Origin of the sequence: Streptomyces sp. P3 (genome assembly GCF_003032475.1) — a bacterium.
Lineage (GTDB): Bacteria > Actinomycetota > Actinomycetes > Streptomycetales > Streptomycetaceae > Streptomyces.
Map to the genome: position 1 here is coordinate 1,316,230 of NZ_CP028369.1, position 17,997 is coordinate 1,334,226.

General features: G+C 70.3%; 23 protein-coding genes and 3 tRNA genes. 10 read left to right on the forward strand and 16 right to left on the reverse strand.

Annotated features, from left to right (window positions below):
• Window positions 1–183 precede the first annotated feature (183 nt).
• The 7 genes from C6376_RS05830 to C6376_RS05860 form a co-directional block, all read right to left on the reverse strand.
• The gene (locus C6376_RS05830; RefSeq protein WP_107442422.1) at window positions 184–975 is read right to left on the reverse strand and encodes a hypothetical protein; all 792 of its coding nucleotides are present in this window, start codon (window positions 973–975) and stop codon (window positions 184–186) included.
• Window positions 976–1,067: 92 nt separating this feature from the next.
• Window positions 1,068–2,000: a hypothetical protein gene (locus C6376_RS05835; RefSeq protein ID WP_107442423.1), complete on the reverse strand. Its 933-nt coding sequence runs from the start codon at window positions 1,998–2,000 to the stop codon at window positions 1,068–1,070.
• A gap of 148 nt (window positions 2,001–2,148) precedes the next feature.
• Entirely contained in the window at window positions 2,149–2,874 is a 726-nt protein-coding gene (gene rplA, locus C6376_RS05840; protein WP_107442425.1) for a 50S ribosomal protein L1, read from the reverse strand.
• Window positions 2,875–2,959: 85 nt separating this feature from the next.
• On the reverse strand, window positions 2,960–3,394 hold the full coding sequence (gene rplK, locus C6376_RS05845) for a 50S ribosomal protein L11 (protein ID WP_005481290.1): 435 nt from the start codon (window positions 3,392–3,394) through the stop codon (window positions 2,960–2,962).
• Between the two features lie 171 nt (window positions 3,395–3,565).
• Window positions 3,566–4,429: a transcription termination/antitermination protein NusG gene (nusG, locus tag C6376_RS05850; RefSeq protein WP_107442427.1), complete on the reverse strand. Its 864-nt coding sequence runs from the start codon at window positions 4,427–4,429 to the stop codon at window positions 3,566–3,568.
• Window positions 4,430–4,509: 80 nt separating this feature from the next.
• The gene (secE, locus tag C6376_RS05855) at window positions 4,510–4,797 is read right to left on the reverse strand and encodes a preprotein translocase subunit SecE (RefSeq protein WP_057584698.1); all 288 of its coding nucleotides are present in this window, start codon (window positions 4,795–4,797) and stop codon (window positions 4,510–4,512) included.
• Between the two features lie 114 nt (window positions 4,798–4,911).
• Window positions 4,912–4,984 (reverse strand) — tRNA-Trp (locus C6376_RS05860).
• 228 nt (window positions 4,985–5,212) lie between these two features.
• On the opposite strand from C6376_RS05860, the gene C6376_RS05865 reads away from it, so the two are divergent.
• Together C6376_RS05865 and C6376_RS05870 are read left to right on the forward strand one after the other, a co-directional pair.
• Complete coding sequence (locus tag C6376_RS05865; protein WP_107442428.1) at window positions 5,213–6,439, forward strand: pyridoxal phosphate-dependent aminotransferase; 1,227 nt, start codon at window positions 5,213–5,215, stop codon at window positions 6,437–6,439.
• 123 nt (window positions 6,440–6,562) lie between these two features.
• On the forward strand, window positions 6,563–7,594 hold the full coding sequence (locus tag C6376_RS05870; RefSeq protein WP_107442430.1) for an adenosine deaminase: 1,032 nt from the start codon (window positions 6,563–6,565) through the stop codon (window positions 7,592–7,594).
• Window positions 7,595–7,696: 102 nt separating this feature from the next.
• Here the strand turns inward: C6376_RS05870 and C6376_RS05875 are convergent, their stop codons facing one another.
• The 6 genes from C6376_RS05875 to C6376_RS05900 all read right to left on the reverse strand — a co-directional run bounded on the left by C6376_RS05875 (window position 7,697) and on the right by C6376_RS05900 (window position 10,328).
• Window positions 7,697–8,752, reverse strand: a complete 1,056-nt coding sequence (locus tag C6376_RS05875) for a UDP-N-acetylmuramate dehydrogenase (protein WP_107442431.1) — start codon at window positions 8,750–8,752, stop codon at window positions 7,697–7,699.
• A 99-nt stretch (window positions 8,753–8,851) separates the two neighbouring features.
• Complete coding sequence (locus C6376_RS05880) at window positions 8,852–9,283, reverse strand: MaoC family dehydratase (protein ID WP_107442433.1); 432 nt, start codon at window positions 9,281–9,283, stop codon at window positions 8,852–8,854.
• Between the two features lie 7 nt (window positions 9,284–9,290).
• A complete protein-coding gene (locus C6376_RS05885; protein ID WP_107442434.1) occupies window positions 9,291–9,761 on the reverse strand; it encodes a MaoC family dehydratase N-terminal domain-containing protein in 471 nt (156 codons plus the stop codon).
• A 121-nt stretch (window positions 9,762–9,882) separates the two neighbouring features.
• A complete protein-coding gene (gene rpmG / locus C6376_RS05890; protein WP_003948671.1) occupies window positions 9,883–10,047 on the reverse strand; it encodes a 50S ribosomal protein L33 in 165 nt (54 codons plus the stop codon).
• An 89-nt stretch (window positions 10,048–10,136) separates the two neighbouring features.
• Window positions 10,137–10,209: transfer RNA gene (locus C6376_RS05895), tRNA-Met, on the reverse strand.
• Window positions 10,210–10,255: 46 nt separating this feature from the next.
• A tRNA-Thr gene (locus C6376_RS05900) sits at window positions 10,256–10,328 on the reverse strand.
• A 301-nt stretch (window positions 10,329–10,629) separates the two neighbouring features.
• Here C6376_RS05900 and C6376_RS05905 point away from each other — a divergent pair.
• Window positions 10,630–11,895, forward strand: coding sequence for an amidohydrolase family protein (locus C6376_RS05905; RefSeq protein WP_107442436.1), 1,266 nt, complete (start codon window positions 10,630–10,632; stop codon window positions 11,893–11,895).
• A gap of 232 nt (window positions 11,896–12,127) precedes the next feature.
• Window positions 12,128–12,784: an SDR family oxidoreductase gene (locus C6376_RS05910; RefSeq protein ID WP_107442438.1), complete on the forward strand. Its 657-nt coding sequence runs from the start codon at window positions 12,128–12,130 to the stop codon at window positions 12,782–12,784.
• Between the two features lie 228 nt (window positions 12,785–13,012).
• On the opposite strand, the gene C6376_RS05915 is transcribed toward C6376_RS05910, so the two are convergent.
• Entirely contained in the window at window positions 13,013–13,225 is a 213-nt protein-coding gene (locus C6376_RS05915; protein ID WP_107448795.1) for a hypothetical protein, read from the reverse strand.
• 107 nt (window positions 13,226–13,332) lie between these two features.
• Here C6376_RS05915 and C6376_RS05920 point away from each other — a divergent pair, with 107 nt between their 5' ends.
• A complete protein-coding gene (locus tag C6376_RS05920) occupies window positions 13,333–13,629 on the forward strand; it encodes a hypothetical protein (RefSeq protein ID WP_107442439.1) in 297 nt (98 codons plus the stop codon).
• A 209-nt stretch (window positions 13,630–13,838) separates the two neighbouring features.
• On the opposite strand, the gene C6376_RS05925 is transcribed toward C6376_RS05920, so the two are convergent.
• Window positions 13,839–14,402, reverse strand: a complete 564-nt coding sequence (locus tag C6376_RS05925; protein ID WP_107442440.1) for an ATP-binding protein — start codon at window positions 14,400–14,402, stop codon at window positions 13,839–13,841.
• Entirely contained in the window at window positions 14,399–15,157 is a 759-nt protein-coding gene (locus C6376_RS05930) for a GntR family transcriptional regulator (protein WP_107442441.1), read from the reverse strand. Before C6376_RS05930 ends, C6376_RS05925 begins: the two co-directional genes overlap by 4 nt.
• Window positions 15,158–15,572: 415 nt before the next feature.
• On the opposite strand from C6376_RS05930, the gene C6376_RS05935 reads away from it, so the two are divergent.
• The 5 genes from C6376_RS05935 (at window position 15,573) to C6376_RS05955 (ending at window position 17,903) form a co-directional block, all read left to right on the forward strand.
• Window positions 15,573–15,992 carry an NUDIX hydrolase gene (locus tag C6376_RS05935; protein WP_107442442.1) on the forward strand — a complete coding sequence of 140 codons (420 nt, stop codon included), beginning with the start codon at window positions 15,573–15,575 and terminating at the stop codon, window positions 15,990–15,992.
• A 106-nt stretch (window positions 15,993–16,098) separates the two neighbouring features.
• A complete protein-coding gene (locus C6376_RS05940; RefSeq protein WP_107442444.1) occupies window positions 16,099–16,368 on the forward strand; it encodes a DUF6284 family protein in 270 nt (89 codons plus the stop codon).
• Window positions 16,365–17,237, forward strand: coding sequence for a protein spdB (locus C6376_RS05945; RefSeq protein WP_107442446.1), 873 nt, complete (start codon window positions 16,365–16,367; stop codon window positions 17,235–17,237). Before C6376_RS05940 ends, C6376_RS05945 begins: the two co-directional genes overlap by 4 nt.
• Complete coding sequence (locus C6376_RS05950; RefSeq protein ID WP_107442447.1) at window positions 17,237–17,584, forward strand: RRQRL motif-containing zinc-binding protein; 348 nt, start codon at window positions 17,237–17,239, stop codon at window positions 17,582–17,584. The genes C6376_RS05945 and C6376_RS05950 overlap by 1 nt, the downstream gene beginning before the upstream one ends.
• A 1-nt stretch (window position 17,585) precedes the next feature.
• Entirely contained in the window at window positions 17,586–17,903 is a 318-nt protein-coding gene (locus C6376_RS05955) for a hypothetical protein (protein WP_107442448.1), read from the forward strand.
• The last annotated feature ends 94 nt before the right edge of the window (window positions 17,904–17,997 follow it).

The window sequence follows — 17,997 nt, forward strand, 5'->3', positions numbered from 1 at the left end:
CGCGGGTCGTCCGCATTGCAGCGGATCCTTCGGCCACCGCACACTCTGCTGAGTGCACGGCAACGACCAGCGGTCTTTGGCTTCTGCTGGAGCGTACGTGAACCGGTCGCCGTCAAGCAAATCCGCCCGTACGGGGACCGGCCGGGTGCCCGGCCGGTCATCCCGCCGTTCGTCCGGCGGGGCTCAGTCCGCGGCCTTCCGTAGCTGTTCGGCCAGGTCCACGGTGTCCGAGGCCGGCGGCGCCTTCACGGTCACGGGCTTGCCGAAGTCGGAGAAGGTGATGGTCAGGTCGAGCGGGCCACGCCGTCCGAAGCCCTGCATGCGCAGCTGCCGGGTGCGGTCGTCGGCGTCGACCCACAGGTCCATGGTGAGCTCGTCCACGCCCAGCTTCTCGTACTGGGCGAGGCTCTTCTCGGTCCGCTGCCGGATCTTCGTCGGCCGTCCCTCGAAGGAGGCGCGGATCTCGTCGACCGTGGCCGTGCCCGTGTAGTGGTCGGTGCGGACGCCGCCGACGGTCTCGGTGCCGGCCTTCTTCAGATCGTCGGCGGCGGCCAGGAAGCCGGTCTCGTGCGCCGGGTTGTCGCGGACCTTGTCGGACATTCCGCCGTTGGCGCCGGGCTTGCCGAACCTGACCCAGTGCTTGCCGTCCTCGTCGGCTTCGCCGGTGCCTATGTAGAGCACCCCGCCGACGAACCGGAACTCGCCCGTGCCCTTTTCGGGACCGCTGAGCACGGTGGACTTCAGGCTCATGACCTGCGGCTTCGTGCCGATCGCGGCCTCGCCCCGGATCCGGCCCTCCTCCGGCGTCCGGCCGCTCGTGCGGTAGCGCAGGGACACCGGCTGTTCCGCCTTCTCCGCGGCCCGCGTGACGGCCGCCGCGGCGGACGAGTCACCCCCGCTCCCTGTACCGCCCACCGCGGCACAACCGCTGACGAGCAGCACGGACAGCCCGAGGACACCCACGGCAGACCTCATCCAATTTCCCCCAGAACCCCATACAGAGAACACACGATCGACGCACAGCAAGACCGTGAAGGTATCCCAGGATCCGGAGGAGTTCCCGTGAATTAAGAGCCCCCGGCCGCCTCCTGTCGCTTCACCAACTCACGGAAGTCCGTCGTGTCGCCGGCGGGGGGCTCCTCGGCCGTGACCCGGGTGCCGTAGTCGCTGTAGAACGCGGTCTGGCTGTACGCGCCCGCCGTGGTCTCGCCCTTCTCGACCTTCTTGGCCAGCAGGTCCCGGTCGTCGACCCAGATGTCGACGGTCTCGGTGGTGACGCCCGCCTGTTCCAGCGTCTTCTTCAACTCGTCCAGCTGACCCCGGTCGAGGTGGGAGTTCCGCTCGGCGAGGTCGGCCACCTCGACCGTGCCCGAGTAGTGCGTGGTGTTCCGGCCCCGCACCTTCTCCTGACCGACCTCGCGGACGTCCCCGCAGGCCAGCAGCAGCTTCACCGACTGGTTCGGGGTGGTGTTCGTCAGTTGGTCCTTCAGGTACGCGCCGGAGCCGCCGCCGAGCTTCTCCAGGTCGTCGTACGCGTACTTGATCCAGTGTCTGCCGCCGGTCTGCCCCGCGAAGGAGTCGCCCATCCTGGCGTAGTAGGCGTCGGGCAGGTACCGGGCCTCCATCGAGGTGGCGCCCATCTGCCGCATCGTGTCGGCCATGGTGCCGCCGGTGTACGTGATGGTGAGCGTGCCGGTGAGGCCGTTCCTCCAGCCCAGGGCGCCCTCGGCGGTCATCGACATCACCGAGCCCATGGTCGTGGTGGACTCGACCTTCGCGGAGTCGGCGCCGTCGGTGGACTTCTCGGCGCTCTGCAGCGCCGCTACGGGGCTGAGCCGCGGGCCGCCGTCCACGCCCTCACCGGAGCCGCCCGAGCCGCCCGAGCGGCCCGTTCCGCCGGAGCCGCTCGAGCCGCCCGAGCCGCTGCAGGCCGTCGCCCCCGCCAGCAGGACCACTGCCGCGATCGAGAGGCCCGCACGGCGCGCGCTCGTGCACTTCATTCGTCCCACCCCCATGGAATGCCTGTCACTGGACGTTAACGCACGGCACCGACAGTCGTACGAAGAAAGAGAGGTACGACAAAAAGGGACGAGCCCCGCACCTCGAAAGGTTGCGGGGCTCGTCGCCGACTCGGGCGAACCGTCAGGTTCAGACCGCGGCCGGGTCCTCCTCGACGAGAAGGTTCCGGGTGCGGTTCGGGTCGACCTGGATGCCGGGGCCGATCGTGGTGCTGATCGCGGCCTTCTTGATGTAGCGACCCTTGGCCGCGGACGGCTTCAGACGGAGGATCTCCTCCAGCGCCGCGCCGTAGTTCTCCACCAGCTTGTCGTCGTCGAAGGACGCCTTGCCGATGATGAAGTGCAGGTTCGAGTGCTTGTCGACGCGGAACTCGATCTTGCCGCCCTTGATCTCGGTCACGGCCTTGGCCACGTCCGGGGTCACGGTGCCGGTCTTCGGGTTGGGCATCAGACCACGCGGGCCGAGGACGCGGCCGAGGCGGCCGACCTTGCCCATGAGGTCCGGGGTGGCGACGACGGCGTCGAAGTCCAGACGCCCCTTCGCCACCTCGTCGATCAGTTCGTCGGAGCCGACGATGTCGGCTCCGGCGGCCTCCGCGGCCGCAGCACGGTCACCGGTCGCGAAGACCAGGACCCGGGCGGTCTTGCCGGTGCCGTGCGGCAGGTTCACGGTGCCACGGACCATCTGGTCGGCCTTGCGCGGGTCGACACCCAGGCGGAAGGCGACCTCGACGGTGCCGTCGAACTTGCTCGTGGAGGTCTCCTTGGCGAGACGGACGGCCTCGAGCGGGGCGTAGAGCTTCTCCCGGTCGATCTTGGCGTCCGCAGCGCGGAGGGACTTGCTGCGCTTGCTCACTACTGCTCCAGTGTGTCTTGAGGAGTCGTGGTACGGGCCGAGCAGGCCCTGCCACGGTGCTACGAAGGTGCTACGGGGCTGGGGATCAGCCCTCGACCGTGATGCCCATGGAGCGGGCGGTGCCGGCGATGATCTTCGACGCGGCGTCCAGGTCGTTGGCGTTGAGGTCGGGAAGCTTGGTCGTGGCGATCTCACGGACCTGCGCCTCGGTGATCTTGGCGACCTTGGTCTTGTGCGGCTCGCCCGAGCCCTTCTCGACACCCGCGGCCTTGAGGATCATCTTCGCGGCCGGCGGCGTCTTGGTGACGAAGGTGAAGGAACGGTCCTCGTAGACCGTGATCTCCACCGGGATCACCCAGCCACGCTGCGACTCGGTCGCGGCGTTGTAGGCCTTGCAGAACTCCATGATGTTGACGCCGTGCTGGCCGAGCGCGGGGCCGACCGGCGGCGCGGGGTTGGCCGCACCGGCGTTGATCTGGAGCTTGATGAGCCCCGTGACCTTCTTCTTCTTGGGAGGCATTGCTCTCTCCGGGTCCTAGTGAGAGTTTTTTCAGCCTTCCGGTCCGGATGATCCGGATGGAGGCATACCGCACAACGATAACGGGTATCTCTGCGCGGCCAAAAACCGAGCAGGTCAGGCGAGCTGTGACAGCCCGCCTGACCTGGTCGGAGGCGTGTGTTCCAGAAGGAGCTAGTTCTTCTGGATCTGGTCGAAGCTGAGCTCGACCGGGGTCTCGCGGCCGAAGATCTCGACGAGGCCCTTGACCTTCTTCGAGTCGGCGTTGATCTCGTTGATCGTGGCCTGCAGCGTGGCGAACGGACCGTCGGTGACGGTGACCGAGTCGCCCACCTCGAAGTCCAGCACCTGGACCTCGACCTTGCGGGCCGGAGCCGGCTTGCCCTCGGCCTCGGCGGCCTCACGGGCGGCCTTCTCCTCGGCCTCCGGGGCGAGCATCTTGACGATCTCGTCCAGGGTCAGCGGGTACGGGTCGTACGCGTTGCCCACGAAGCCGGTGACGCCGGGGGTGTTGCGGACGACGCCCCAGGACTCGTTCGTCAGGTCCATGCGCACCAGCACGTAGCCGGGGAGCTTGTTCTGACGGATGGTCTTGCGCTCGCCGTTCTTGATCTGCGCGACCTCTTCCTGCGGCACCTCGGCCTGGAAGATGAAGTCCTCGACGTTCAGCGAGACGGCGCGCTGCTCCAGGTTGGTCTTCACGCGGTTCTCGTAACCGGCGTACGTGTGGATGACGTACCACTCGCCGGGGAGGGTGCGCAGTTCCTCGCGCAGGGCGACGACGGGGTCGACCGGCTCGGCCGGCTCTTCCTCCTCGGCTTCCTCGGACTCTTCGGCGACGGCCTCGTCGGCGTCATCGTCCTCGGCGCCCGCGGCGTCCTCGTCCTCGACGTGCAGCGCGGCTTCCTCCGCGGGCTCGCCCGCGTCGGCCTCGGCAGCCTCGAACTCGTCCACCTCGTCCGAGCCCTCGACGATGTCGAGCTCGTCGTCCACGGACTCGTCCGGCTCGATGGCGTCGTTCAGGTTCTGGTCAGACACGGTGGCTGCTTCTTCCTGGATACATAGGGGTGGAACATGCGAAAGGGGCGCCGGATACCTCGGCGCCCTTCGCTCTAGGCTCAGCCAAAGACGTACTTGGCGGCGTGGCTGAGTCCATAGTCAATCACGGTCACCAGGCCGATCATGATGACGACGAACACGATCACCACGGTGGTGTACGTCGTCAGCTGACCACGAGTGGGCCATACGACCTTGCGGAGCTCCGCAACGATCTGGCGGTAGAAGAGCGCGAGGCGCTTGAGCGGGCCCTTCTTGGCACGCTTACCACCCTTACGGGCCTTCTTCTTCGCCTCAGGCGCCTCGTCCTGGGCATCAGGCGTGTCGATGGAGCCCACGGCGTCCGCCATTCGTCCTCACCTGTTCCCGGGTCGTGGCCGTGCCGCGCCCGGTCTGAGCCGCACGGCGAGTGCATTGCTGTACGTACATGCGCTGCGCACACATCCTGGTGACGGAGTGTGTAGCAGGGCCGGAGGGACTTGAACCCCCAACCGCTGGTTTTGGAGACCAGTGCTCTACCAATTGAGCTACGACCCTTTGTGTGTCCCCCAACGTACCGCATCCGCCCGGGTGCTCGGTGTGCACCTGATGTGGCGCGGCTGTCGAAGGCCAACGACGTGTGAGTGTACGTGGTCTTGAGCGCCTCGTCGAACGGAAAGGGTCCTTGATCGGATTCCTTCGGATGTTCTCCTGGATGTTCGCTCGGCTGACCAGTCCGTGAAACCCGTGTGCCGGGCCGGTTTCCGGTCTGAAACCATGGACCCCATGAGCGCTGCAACCCCTCCCACCGACCGCCGGGTCTCCGCCCGAGTCGGCGCGATCTCCGAGTCCGCCACCCTCGCCGTGGACGCCAAGGCCAAGGCCCTGAAGGCCGCCGGGCGCCCGGTGATCGGCTTCGGCGCCGGCGAGCCCGACTTCCCGACCCCGGACTACATCGTCGAGGCCGCGATCGAGGCCTGCAAGAACCCCAAGTTCCACCGGTACACGCCGGCCGGGGGTCTGCCCGAGCTGAAGGCCGCGATCGCCGCGAAGACGCTGCGCGACTCCGGCTACGAGGTCGAGGCCTCGCAGATCCTGGTCACCAACGGCGGCAAGCAGGCCATCTACGAGGCCTTCGCCGCGATCCTCGACCCGGGCGACGAGGTCATCGTCCCGGCCCCGTACTGGACCACGTACCCGGAGTCGATCCGGCTGGCCGGCGGCGTCCCGGTGGACGTGGTGGCCGACGAGACGACCGGTTACCGCGTCTCCGTCGAGCAGTTGGAGGCGGCCCGCACGGAGCGGACGAAGGTCGTCCTGTTCGTCTCCCCCTCGAACCCGACCGGCGCGGTCTACAGCGCCGAGGACGCCGAGGCGATCGGCCGCTGGGCCGTCGAGCACGGGCTGTGGGTCATGACGGACGAGATCTACGAGCACCTCGTCTACGGCGACGCGACGTTCACCTCGCTGCCGGCGATCCTCCCCGAGCTGCGCGACAAGTGCATCGTCGTCAACGGTGTCGCCAAGACGTACGCGATGACCGGCTGGCGGGTGGGCTGGATCATCGGGCCGAAGGACGTCGTCAAGGCCGCGACGAACCTGCAGTCGCACGCCACCTCGAACGTGTCCAACGTGGCGCAGATCGCCGCCCTGGCCGCCGTCTCCGGCGACCTGTCGGCCGTCGAGACGATGCGCGAGGCCTTCGACCGGCGCCGCAGGACCATCGTCCGGATGCTCAACGAGATCGACGGCGTCGTCTGCCCGGAGCCCGAGGGCGCGTTCTACGCGTACCCGTCGGTGAAGGCGCTGCTCGGCAAGGAGATCCGCGGCAGGCGTCCGCAGGACTCGGTCGAGCTCGCCGCGCTGATCCTGGAGGAGGCCGAGGTCGCGGTGGTGCCGGGCGAGGCCTTCGGCACCCCGGGGTATCTGCGGCTGTCGTACGCGCTGGGCGACGAGGACCTCGTCGAGGGCGTGAGCCGCGTCCAGAAGCTGCTGGCGGAGGCCAGGGACTGACGTCCGCCTCCCCCACGGGACCGCATGCCGACCCCGGTGTGCGGTCCCGCTGCTTTGTGCGAGCAAGACCACGTTCGGGGAAAGCGCTACCGGGACGCCCGGGACGTACGGCAGGATCGCTGAATGGAGCGTGTACGTGATGTCTCTGTTCTGCCGAAGGCCCATCTGCACCTGCACTTCACCGGGTCGATGCGGCCGACCACCGTGCTGGAGCTGGCCGACAAGTACGGTGTCCGCCTGCCCGACGCGCTGACGGAGGCGCTGACCAGCGGTGAGCCGCCCAGACTGCGTGCGACGGACGAGCGCGGCTGGTTCCGCTTCCAGCGCCTGTACGACGCGGCCCGTTCGTGTCTTCGGGAGCCGGAGGACATCCAGCGGCTGGTGCGGGAGGCCGCCGAGGAGGACCTCAGGGACGGCTCGCACTGGCTCGAGATCCAGGTCGACCCGACGTCGTACGCGCCCCGGCTGGGCGGGCTGATCCCGGCGCTGGAGGTCATCCTGGACGCGGTGGAGACGACGTCGCGCGAGACCGGGCTCGGTATGCGGGTCCTCGTCGCGGCGAACCGGATGAAGCACCCGCTGGACGCCCGCACCCTGGCCCGGCTGGCCGTGCGGTACGCGGACCGCGGGGTGGTCGGTTTCGGGCTCTCCAACGACGAACGCAGGGGCATGGCGCGGGATTTCGACCGGGCCTTCGCGATCGCTCGCGAGGGCGGGCTGCTGTCCGCCCCGCACGGCGGCGAGCTGACCGGCCCGTCGTCCGTGCGCGACTGCCTGGACGACCTGTACGCGAACCGCCTCGGGCACGGCGTACGGGCGGCCGAGGACCCCAGGCTGCTGAGGAAGCTCGCCGAACGCGGGGTGACCTGCGAGGTCTGCCCGGCCTCGAACGTGGCCCTGGGCGTGTACGAGAAGCCCGAGGAAGTGCCGCTGCGCACCCTGTTCGACGCGGGCGTCCCCATGGCGCTGGGCGCCGACGACCCGCTGCTGTTCGGCTCACGCCTGGCCGCCCAGTACGAGATCGCCCGCCGCTACCACGCCTTCACGGACGAGGAGTTGGCGGAACTGGCCCGGCAGTCGGTGCGAGGCTCGGCGGCGCCCGAGGACGTGCGCCGGAAACTGCTCTCGGGCGTGGACGACTGGCTGGCGTCCTGAGCGCTCCCCTGAGCCCGCGGCGGTGCACCCGCACCGCCCGCCCGGCACCGCTGAGCCCGGGGCGGTGAGCCCGAACCCTGGAAGCCGGAAGCCGGTCGGGGCCTACAGCCCGACGCCCACCATCACCGGCTCGTTGACGAGGATGACGCCGAAGGCCTCGCGTACGCCGGCGACGACCTCGCGGGCCAGCGCCAGCAGGTCTTCCGTGGTCGCCTCGCCCCGGTTGGTGAGGGCGAGGGTGTGCTTGGTGGAGATGCGGGCGGGGCCGCTGCCGTACCCCTTGGTGAAGCCCGCCTTGTCGATCAGCCAGGCCGCCGACGTCTTGGTGTGCCCTTGGCCTGCCGGATAGGCCGGCGGCTCCGCGTCCTCGCCCAGCCGCTCCTTCACGCGCGCGTGGAACGCGGCGAAGTCGGCGTCGGTGAGGATCGGGTTGGTGAAGAAGGAACCGGCCGACCAGGTGTCGTGGTCGTCGGCGTCCAGCACCATGCCCTTCCCGGCGCGCAGCTTCAGCACGGTCTCGCGGGCGTCGGCGAGCGGCACCCGGTCGCCCGGCCCGACGCCCAGCGCGCGTGCCGTCTCCGCGTACTTCAGCGGCGCCGACAGCCCGTCCGCGTCCTCCAGCTCGAAGCGGACCCGCAGGACGACGTACCGGTCCGGGTCGGCCTTGAAGCGACTGTGACGGTAGGAGAAGGCACACTCCTCTGCGGCGAGCGCGACCGTCTCACCCGCCCGGCGGTCGTAGGCGATCACCTCGGTGATCGTGCTGGAGACCTCCTGGCCGTACGCCCCGACGTTCTGGATCGGGGTGGCGCCCGCCGAGCCCGGGATGCCGGCCAGGCACTCGATGCCGGCCAGACCGGCCGCCACGGTGCGCGCGACGGCGTCGCTCCACACCTCGCCCGCGGCCAGCTCCAGCCGCGTCCCGGTGAGTTCGCAGCCGCGGGTGGCGATGCGCAGAGCCGTCCCCTCGAAGCCCTTGTCGCCGATGACGAGGTTGGAGCCGCCGCCGACGATCAGCAGGGGCGTGCCGGCCGTGTCGGCCTCACGTACGGCGGCGATCACCTCGGCGTCGGTGGTCGCGGTCACCAGCCTGGTGGCGGGGCCGCCCAGCCTGAAGGTGGTCAGCGGGGCGAGCGGGGCGTCATGGAGTTCCTGCACGCGCCCAGCCTACGAGACACCGCCGACAGCCCTGCCCGCCCGTCACGCGTAAGGGGCGCCTCTTCTGGGAGACGCCCCTTACACCGCACCGCACGCCGCTCAGGCCAGTCGTACGACCGCCCGTGACATTCCCAGGACCTTCTGACCGCCGCTGGTCACCGTCAGGTCCACCCGCACGGTGTTGTCGTCGAGCTTGGCGGCCACCTTGCCGGTGACCTCGATCAGCGCGCCCTGGTCGTCGTTCGGGACGACGACGGGCCGGGTGAAGCGGACGCCGTAGTCCACGAGGGCGCCCGGGTCACCGGTCCAGTCGGTCACGACGCGGACCGCCTCGGCCATGGTGAACATGCCGTGCGCGATGACGTCCGGCAGGCCCACCTCCTTGGCGAACTTCTCGTTCCAGTGGATGGGGTTGAAGTCCCCGGAGGCGCCCGCGTACCGCACGAGCATGGCGCGGTTCACGGGGAAGGACCGGGCCGGCAGTTCGGTGCCGACCTCGACGTCGTCGTAAGCGATCTTCGTCGTCGTCATCGGTTCCTCACGCCTCCCCGTCGGTCTGCGCCGGCTCCGCCGCACGGGCGACCAGCTTGGTCCAGGCGGTCACGACGTGCTCCCCGCTCTCGTCGTGGACCTCGCCGCGGATGTCCAGGATGTCGTTGCCCGCCATGGACTTCACGGCCTCGATGGTCGACGTGACCGTCAGCCGGTCACCGGCGCGCACCGGCCGCTTGTAGGCGAACTTCTGGTCGCCGTGCACCACACGGCTGTAGTCGAGGCCCAGCCGGGGGTCCTGGACGACCTGTCCCGCCGCCTTGAAGGTGATCGAGAACACGAAGGTGGGCGGCGCGATCACATCGGCGTACCCGAGCGCCTTGGCGGCCTCCGGGTCGGTGTACACCGGGTTGTCGTCCCCCACGGCCTCGGCGAACTCGCGGATCTTCTCGCGGCCGACCTCGTAGGGATCGGTGGGCGGGTAGCTCCGCCCGACGAAGGACTGGTCGAGCGCCATGGGCCTCGGCACCTCCTGGTTCTCTGCGTCGCTGTGCGTCGCTCTACTGACCGGTACGGGTCGCTCAACGACACGAGGCCGCCCCCGATCACTCGGGGACGGCCTCGCATACGAGCCTGATTTATCGCGTTTCGCGGTGCGCGGTGTGCGCGTTGCAACGCGGGCAGTGCTTCTTCATCTCCAGTCGGTCCGGGTTGTTACGCCGGTTCTTCTTGGTGATGTAGTTCCGCTCCTTGCACTCCACGCAGGCCAGCGTGATCTTCGGGCGGACGTCGGTGGCAGCCACGTGAGTGCTCCTTGACGAACGGATGGGACAGATGAACGCATAAAAGAGTAGCCGATCGAAGGACCGACCCCACAATCGGCTACCGTCAGTAGCGGTGACCGGACTTGAACCGGTGACACAGCGATTATGAGCCGCTTGCTCTACCGACTGAGCTACACCGCTTTGATGGGATCAGGTCCCGCCTCGCGACGGGAACCTCACCCACCAGAGCCCCAATACGGAATCGAACCGTAGACCTTCTCCTTACCATGGAGACGCTCTACCGACTGAGCTATTGGGGCGAGCGATGAAGACATTACACGGTCCGCAGCCGTTCACCCAAATCCGTTTCGCGAGGCCTCCCGGGCCCCGTTCCCGGCCCCCTCCGGGGGCCGTCCGGACGCCCGTTTCCCCGAGGTCCCAGGGGTCTCCGGAGCCCCTTCGGCGCCGTGGACCACACCGGTACGACTATTGCGCTCCTCCCCGCCCGGGTCGAAGCGCCGTCCTAGGCTCGACTCACTCTGCGTGATCATGCGTCCTGCCACGACGCCTGCGTCCTCAGCGTCCTCTGCGCCCCGCGCAGTCCCGAGCCCCTGGAGCCCGATGCCCGACAACCGGCCGCAGCCGCCCCACTCGTGGTCGTCCTCCGGTGCCTCCTCAGGCACACCGGACCCGGCCGCCCTGCTGTTGTGCGGGGCGCGCCTGACGGACGGCCGCACCGTGGACGTACGGCTGGGCCGCGGGCGCATCGAGGCGGTCGGCACGGCCGGCAGTCTGGCGACCGGGCCGGCCCCCGGTGGCGCCCGCGTGGACCTCGACGGCTACCTCCTGCTCCCGGCCCCCGCCGAGCCGCACGCGCATGCCGACACCGCGCTCACGGCGGACGCCGACGGCCCCGTCTCGTACGCCCCCGAGGACGTCCAGCGCCGGGCCACGGAGGGGGTGCTGCTGCAGCTCGGCCATGGTGCGACCGCACTGCGCGCCCATGTGCACGTGGGCGACGTCCAGGGCCTCGGCGCGCTGGCCGCCGTTCTGCAGGCCCGGCGCTCGCTGCGCGGGCTGGCGGAGCTGACGGCGGTGGCGATGCCGCGCGTGCTGACCGGCGCGGCCGGCGCGGAGGGGCTCGCCATGCTGCGGGACGCGGTGAAGATGGGCGCCGCGGTGGTCGGCGGCTGCCCGGACCTGGACCCCGATCCCGCGGGCTACGTGGAGACCGTCCTCGAGGTCGCCTCCGAGCACGGCTGCCCCGTCGACCTGCACACCGACGCCGCCGACCCGGCCCGGCTCGCCCGCCTCGCCGCGATGGCCGGCGGTCTGCGGCCGGGCGTCGCCCTCAGTCCCTGCGGCGGGCTCGACCGTCTCCCTGCCGAGACGGTCGGCCGCACCGCCGACCAACTGGCCGCCGCCGGCGTGACGGTGGTCTGCCTGCCCCAGGGCGGCTGCGGCGCCGTCGAGGACCGGGGCACCGCGCCCGTACGGCTGTTGCGCGCGGCCGGGGTGCGGGTGGCCGCCGGCAGCGGCGCGTTGCGGGACGTCTGCAACCCGGTGGGCCGCGGCGACCCCCTGGAGACGGCCCATCTGCTCGCCTCCCGGTACGGCCTGCGTCCCGAGGACGCCTACGACGCCGTCAGCACGTCCGCGCGGGCCGCACTGGGCCTGCCCGAGGTCCGCGTGGAGGCCGGCTTCCCCGCCGACCTGCTCGCCGTCCGCGGCGACCGGCTGGCGGGTGTCCTGTCGCTTGCGTACAGCCGCGTCGTGATCCACCGGGGGCGCGTGGTGGCTCGCACGAGCGCCGTCCGCGAGTACTGCGACTCCGCGGCCGCCGAGGAACTGGGCCTGCCACAGCAGGGGCGGGGTGGGCCGTCGTAGCGCCGCCGCGGGCCGGGCGGGCGGGCGACGGCACTGCGGCGACGGAGGCCGTGCAGCGGCCCGCGCCCTCACGGCACCGGGCGTGACCGTGTGGTGACGGACGGAGTCGTGTGGTGACGGAGGGGGGTCATGTGGTGGCGGAGGGGGGTCGTGTGGTGGCGGACGGGGTGGTGCGACGGCAGGTGGGGTGGTACGGCAGCGGACAGTGTCACCCGGGCGTACGGTCGGAACCATGCGCATTGTCATCGCTGGTGGTCATGGTCAGATCGCGCTACGGCTGGAGCGGTTGCTCGCCGCGCGCGGGAACGAGGTCGCGGGGATCATCCGCAGGGCCGAACAGAGCGACGACCTGAGAACGGCCGGCGCCGAACCGGTCGTCCTGGACCTGGAGTCGGCGTCCGTCGACGAGGTCGCGGAGCGGCTGCGGGGCGCGGACGCGGCGGTCTTCGCGGCGGGCGCCGGCCCGGGCAGCGGGGTGCAGCGCAAGGACAGCGTGGACAAGGGCGCGGCCGTGCTGTTCGCGGACGCGGCGGTCCGGGCGGGTGTACGGCGCCTCGTGATCGTCTCGTCCATGGGCGCGGATCCGGAGCACCGGGGCGACGAGGTCTTCGACGTCTACCTGCGCGCCAAGGGCGAGGCGGACGCGTATGTGCGCAGCCTGGGCTCCCTCGACTGGACGATCCTGCGTCCGGGCGCACTCACGGACGACGCCGGGACCGGGCTGGTCCGCCTGGAGGCCCGCACGGGCCGTGGTCCCGTCCCACGAGAGGACGTGGCCGCCGTACTGGCGGAACTCCTGGACTCGCCGGCCACGTCGGGGCTCACCCTGGAGCTGGTCAGCGGCTCGACGCCGGTGTCGGTCGCCGTGAAGGCGGTGGCGGGGAACTGAGGGTGGCTGCGGGGAACTGAAGGTGGCCGGGGCGGCCCGGGGGCGGCGACCTGAGGGCGGCCGCGACGGCCGTCCGGGCACCGGGAGGCCGGGAGGCCGGGGCGGCGACGAGCGTCCGAGGGTCGGGGGCGGGCGGACGGCATCCTTCCGCCCCACGATCACGGGGGCGCGCGACACGCTGCCGCCCGCGGGCACGCGCCGGTGTGGACGCGTCCAGAACCGACGCGTCTAGAAGAGCGCCAGCTGCCCGGGGAACTCCGGGACCGCATATCCGTCCAACGACGGCTGGACGGCTCCCAGTTGTGCCGTCCTGCGGGAGCCCGGGCAGGAGACGAGGTCCCCGCTCTCCCGTGTCCCGGGCGGGTCGTGCCGGGCGTACCGTCCGGCCACGACGGCGATCTCGCGACGGCACTCCGGGCAGCTTCTACGACGGCTGGACAGGGTGGACATGACGTCAGTGTGCCCCAGTGGGCCACGCGGGTACCCCGTGGCCGGACGCGCCCCGCTCGCCGCGCGGAACCGCCGTCACGTCCCTAGCATCCGTACACGTGGCACATACCTTCGAGGAACTCGTGGCGAAACAGCGTGCGGCCGACGAGGCACACGTGAGGGTCGAGCAGTTGCGGGACGCGTACGGCGCGCCGACGACCGCTCCTTGGTCGGAGACCCAGACGGACACCTACGAGACGGCCTGGCGCGCCTGGCGCGACCTCGCCCGCGACGCCCAGACCGCGGTGACGGAGTACGCCAAGGACGAGCAGAAGTCCCGCACCGACGTCGAGGTGGAGGTGAAGAGGGCGGCCAAGACCCCCCAGGGGGAGGGCGGAACGCCGGAGAACGGCTGAAGCCCTCGCGGAGCCGGGATGCCCCCGGACACGAAGAAACCCCTCCGCTCTGCGTTTCCGCAGTTCGGAGAGGTTTCCTCACTCAGCGTGGCGGCGCCAGGATTCGAACCTGGGAAGGCTGAGCCGGCAGATTTACAGCGGGACGGGTTCGGCGGCCTTGACCTGCGGTTTCTCCTGTATCGGCCGCTACCGGGGGACACCTGGGGGAATCAGGCCCCGGGAGCGGTCTGCAGAGCCGCAATCACGGCCGCCGTATCGCCGTCGTAAAGGACGTGCGGTTCGTCTGCCTCAGGAGGGATGAACCGGGTGCGGTACCGCTGAAGGTCGCTCTCCGAGAAGTAAATCGAGTTGGGATCGCCCGCGTGGAATTCGTTGCGCTTGCTGATCCTCGCCCAAAGCTCCTCATGACTTGCTGCGAGATACACGAGCACCGGCGTTGCACCGACGTCGGTGGCGAGTGCTCGCCACCGAGCTCGATCCTCGGGCGTCCAAAAGCCGTGGTCGACAACCACATCATGGCCCGCCTTGAGTTGCTCCCTGAGTTCATCGGCCACGTCGTCGAGCACCGGCCGCTCAAGGGTGGGAAAGGTGCCCCGGGGAAAGTCGACTCCGTACACGCCGTGCCGGCGGTACATCTCTTCGTCCGGGCACAACCGTACGAACCCGCGATCCGTGAGGGCGCGGGACAGAGTGGTCTTGCCGGAGCCGGGTAGTCCGGCCATCAGTACGCAGCGGGGCGGCTGTGACGCGAACGTGCCATCTCGAACCGTCACGGAGAAACCTCCGACTCAGTGCGCCACGTACGACCGGGGCCCCCGAGGTCCACACCGTATTCGACGATGTTGCCCTCAGTGTCGACGAACTTTGCCGTCATCACGACGACCGGATCAGCCGGCGGACTTTCGGGATCCAACTCCAGGAGATGCGCATCCTCTGACGTCAGCAGCCTGGCCGATGCCGTGTCAATGCGGTGACTGATCGCATGGCCGGTCGCTTCGGCAATGAGCTGGAGTGACGTTCCACCCGTCAGGCGCTCACTCGCCGCCAGTTGGGGGATCAGCTTCCCGTACCGGGCGGGAATCCATGACGTGCTGTGGGCCACGATGCCATGCCGGTCTCGGTAGACCCGGCTTCGGCGGATCACGTCCGAGCCGGGACGAATGTCGAGTGCCTGCGCCACGTCCGTCGGAGCCGACACGACGGCGGCCTGGTGCGAGTCGGACCTTTCGCCTGTCCCCCAGCTCGACCCCGTACGACGGCCCCGGTCTTGGCGCTGCGCCCCCGAGGACATCGGAGCCGGCCGGTCCAGAACCTCCGTCCCGATTCCGTGGATCCCTCGCACAAGCCCCTCGTTGCGCAACTTGCGCAGGGCCTTCTCTGCCGTCGCGGTGCTCACTTTCCACTCTTCCGCGAGGTTCTTGATGCTCGGCAAGAGCGACCCCGGCTGTAGCTGACCGGACGTGATCAGCTCCGTGTAGTGGGCGGCAATCTTCGCGTAAGGGGCCCGATTGTCGGCCTGGCCTGCCATCTCGCCTGCTCCCTGTCGTCACTTCCCTGAGGTTCCCTAGCTTACCGCTTGACACCGCAGGGAACCCTAGGGAACCTTAGGGATGTGCCCGCCGGACGCTTCGGACAAAGGCGGTCGCTGAACCTCGGCACATCTGCGCCCAAAGCGGGTGTGAACCGGGGGTTACGTCAACGCCCAGAGGGCTCCGTGAAACGGGCTCGAAGGAAGCGACTGCAGCTTGAGAACTGAACAGCGTGCCTGGGAGGCCGTCCCTCCCCTGCCAGCAAGAGGACGGATGCGTACGGGTTCGCCCCGTACGCGACTGAACGACCAACCTCCGCAGCACTTTGCTGCGGCCGGTTGCCTCCGCTGCTCGTCTCGTACGAGCAGCGCTGAGGGGAGCCGGAACCGACTCCAACCAGCGAAGGGAACCGAGATGACCTGCACCGAGACCTTCGAGGCCATCCGCTACACCGCTGACGTCGTCGTCACCACGACCGACGGGTACGTCCTGCTGATCGAGCGCGGCTGGGAGCCGTTCAAGGGGCAGTGGGCTCTGCCCGGCGGTCACGTCGACCCCGGCGAGACGAGCCGCGCCGCCGCCGCCCGTGAACTCGCCGAGGAGGCCGGCGTGCACGCGGCACCGGAAGAGCTGGACCAGGTCGGCACGTTCGACCGGCCCGACCGTGACCCGCGCGGCAGGTACGTCACCGTCGCCTACCGCCTGACCGTCATCCCCGGAACGATCGTCGAGGCCGGCGACGACGCGACCAACGCCCGGTGGTGGCCCCTGAGCGACCTGCCGCCGCTCGCGTTCGACCACGCCGACATCCTCGCCGCGGTCGCCCTGATCTGACGGGCAAGAACCCGCCCCCAACCACCTGAAACGGCGCGCACCCCCGGAGTAGGCGCTCCGGGGGTGCTGTTCGGGCCGTTCACCCTTCGAGAGGAACCACGACCCAATGAAACACATCGCCACTGTTCAGGACGCTGTTACTGCGTTCGCTGACTTCATGGAGCCGACCAGCGCTGAGCTGGACGCGATCGAACTGGAGTCTCCGCTGATCCTGGCGGAGGTCGACCTGCTCGACGCGCAGATCAAGGCCATGGACCGTCCCGCGAACGAGGTCGACGCCCGCCGGATCCGACGGGCCCGGAACCGGGTGCTGGCCGCTCGGCGGGACCTGGTCAACCGCACGGCCGGCGCGAGCACGGCGGGCGGCGCGGCGTGAAGGCCAAGACCGCAGGTCCGGCCGTCGCGATGACGGCCGTGTCGATGGTGCTGACGCTGGCCGTGGTGGTGATGTGGCTGGGCACGGCGATGCCGTGGCCGGTCGCGCTGGTCGTCGGTCTCGGGATCGACGGCGGATGGCTCGCCACCCTCGCCTACGAACGCCGTCTCGCGGCGCAGGGTGACCACAGCCACGCGGTGACGGCCGTCGGGTGGTGCTTCGGCCTGCTAGCCGCCGGCGTCCTGGTCGCCCACGCGCTCACTGCTGGGGAGTCCACCGGGGCGTGGTTGGCGGTGGCGTGGTTGCCGGTCGCGGCCAAGGCCATGTGGCTGGTTCACGGCATGTGGGAGCGCACCGCGCTCACCCCGGCCGCGCTCGGTGCGATCCGGGGCATTCAGCAGGAAGCGCGGGATGAGGCGGCGGTGGCGCGGGCCCGGCTGCGGGCCGACGCGGCCACGGAGGAGACGCGGTTGACGGCCGTGACGGCGGCCGGTGCGCGCGTCGCGAGGGTGCAGGCGAAGACCGCCGCCACCCTCGCGGGGGCGTGGTCGACGCTGGAGACGGCGCGGCAGGGCGAGGACACCGGACGGGCCCTGACCTGCGTGACGAGCTCCGTCACGCTCGGCGTCACACCGGACGTCACGCCCCGCTGGGAGCTCCCGGTATGGGGCCCGGTCGAGCAGGTGTCCGCCCTCGCGCTGGAGTCCGCTCCCGCGCTCACGGACGCTCAGCTTGACGCGCTGGTCGACACGATCCGGCACAGCCAGACCCCCGCTCTGTCGTATCGCGAGATGGCCGTGCGCTTCCGGGCGGCCGGCCACTCCGCCTCCGAAGTGCGGCTGCGCGCGGCATGGAAGCGCGTCGCCTGATGGCCGCGCTCCCGGTGTTCCGGTGGCACCTGGCCCCGGACGGTTACGCCACCCGCCGACAGCTCCGGGCCCGCGACCTGCGGCCCGGCGGTCAGGGCGTGGCCGCGCAGCTCGAACGGCCGCGCCGACGGCGGGGGCCGCTGGTCGCCTACCTGTACCGCGTGGCGGACGCCAAGCCGGTGCGGCCGATGACGCCGGCGAAGTGGGCGGCGCTGGCCAAGGCCAACACGGCCCGCCGCACCTGCCCGCACTGCCGGCGCGACGCGGGATACGTCATCCCGCCGACGCTCGGCATGTGCGTTCCCTGCGCCTACCCCGAACCCGCCGACGCTTTGAGGAGTGCCTGACATGGGCAAGCCCGACACCCGCCGTCTCGACCGCGAGATTCAGAAGACGATGCGCAAGCTGGACGCCGTCCGTGACCGGGAGATGTGGCCGCTGGACGGCCGTGAGCGGCGCGCGGTGCTGGCCGGTCTGGCCGGCGGCTCGTACCGCGTCCTGCGCGGCGAGGCCCCGTCCCGCGCGGAACGCAAGCTGGAGACCGCCTGGAGTGCTGCGGAAACGCGGCTGGTCGCGGAGATCGCCGCGCTCACGACCGAGCGTCAGCGGGTCGTGAACGAGCACGCCAAGGCCAAGGCCGCCAAGAAGTCGTCCGGCTGGTGGTGACACCCGCCCGCACCGCCTGAACACCGCCGGGACGGCCGCCCCCGCCGTCCCGGCCCCGCACCCCTTCCCGCACGCCCTTCCTGCCCCGTCGTGG

Bases quoted from the DNA above. Each gene is read 5' to 3' on its own strand.
- C6376_RS05830 (WP_107442422.1), bottom strand. From the start codon at position 975: ATGAGGTCTGCCGTGGGTGTCCTCGGGCTGTCCGTGCTGCTCGTCAGC.
- C6376_RS05835 (WP_107442423.1), bottom strand. From the start codon at position 2,000: ATGAAGTGCACGAGCGCGCGCCGTGCGGGCCTCTCGATCGCGGCAGTG.
- rplK (WP_005481290.1), bottom strand. From the start codon at position 3,394: ATGCCTCCCAAGAAGAAGAAGGTCACGGGGCTCATCAAGCTCCAGATC.
- secE (WP_057584698.1), bottom strand. From the start codon at position 4,797: ATGGCGGACGCCGTGGGCTCCATCGACACGCCTGATGCCCAGGACGAG.
- C6376_RS05865 (WP_107442428.1), top strand. From the start codon at position 5,213: ATGAGCGCTGCAACCCCTCCCACCGACCGCCGGGTCTCCGCCCGAGTC.
- C6376_RS05870 (WP_107442430.1), top strand. From the start codon at position 6,563: ATGGAGCGTGTACGTGATGTCTCTGTTCTGCCGAAGGCCCATCTGCAC.
- C6376_RS05880 (WP_107442433.1), bottom strand. From the start codon at position 9,283: ATGACGACGACGAAGATCGCTTACGACGACGTCGAGGTCGGCACCGAA.
- C6376_RS05885 (WP_107442434.1), bottom strand. From the start codon at position 9,761: ATGGCGCTCGACCAGTCCTTCGTCGGGCGGAGCTACCCGCCCACCGAT.
- C6376_RS05905 (WP_107442436.1), top strand. From the start codon at position 10,630: ATGCCCGACAACCGGCCGCAGCCGCCCCACTCGTGGTCGTCCTCCGGT.
- C6376_RS05910 (WP_107442438.1), top strand. From the start codon at position 12,128: ATGCGCATTGTCATCGCTGGTGGTCATGGTCAGATCGCGCTACGGCTG.
- C6376_RS05930 (WP_107442441.1), bottom strand. From the start codon at position 15,157: ATGGCAGGCCAGGCCGACAATCGGGCCCCTTACGCGAAGATTGCCGCC.
- C6376_RS05935 (WP_107442442.1), top strand. From the start codon at position 15,573: ATGACCTGCACCGAGACCTTCGAGGCCATCCGCTACACCGCTGACGTC.
- C6376_RS05940 (WP_107442444.1), top strand. From the start codon at position 16,099: ATGAAACACATCGCCACTGTTCAGGACGCTGTTACTGCGTTCGCTGAC.
- C6376_RS05950 (WP_107442447.1), top strand. From the start codon at position 17,237: ATGGCCGCGCTCCCGGTGTTCCGGTGGCACCTGGCCCCGGACGGTTAC.
- C6376_RS05955 (WP_107442448.1), top strand. From the start codon at position 17,586: ATGGGCAAGCCCGACACCCGCCGTCTCGACCGCGAGATTCAGAAGACG.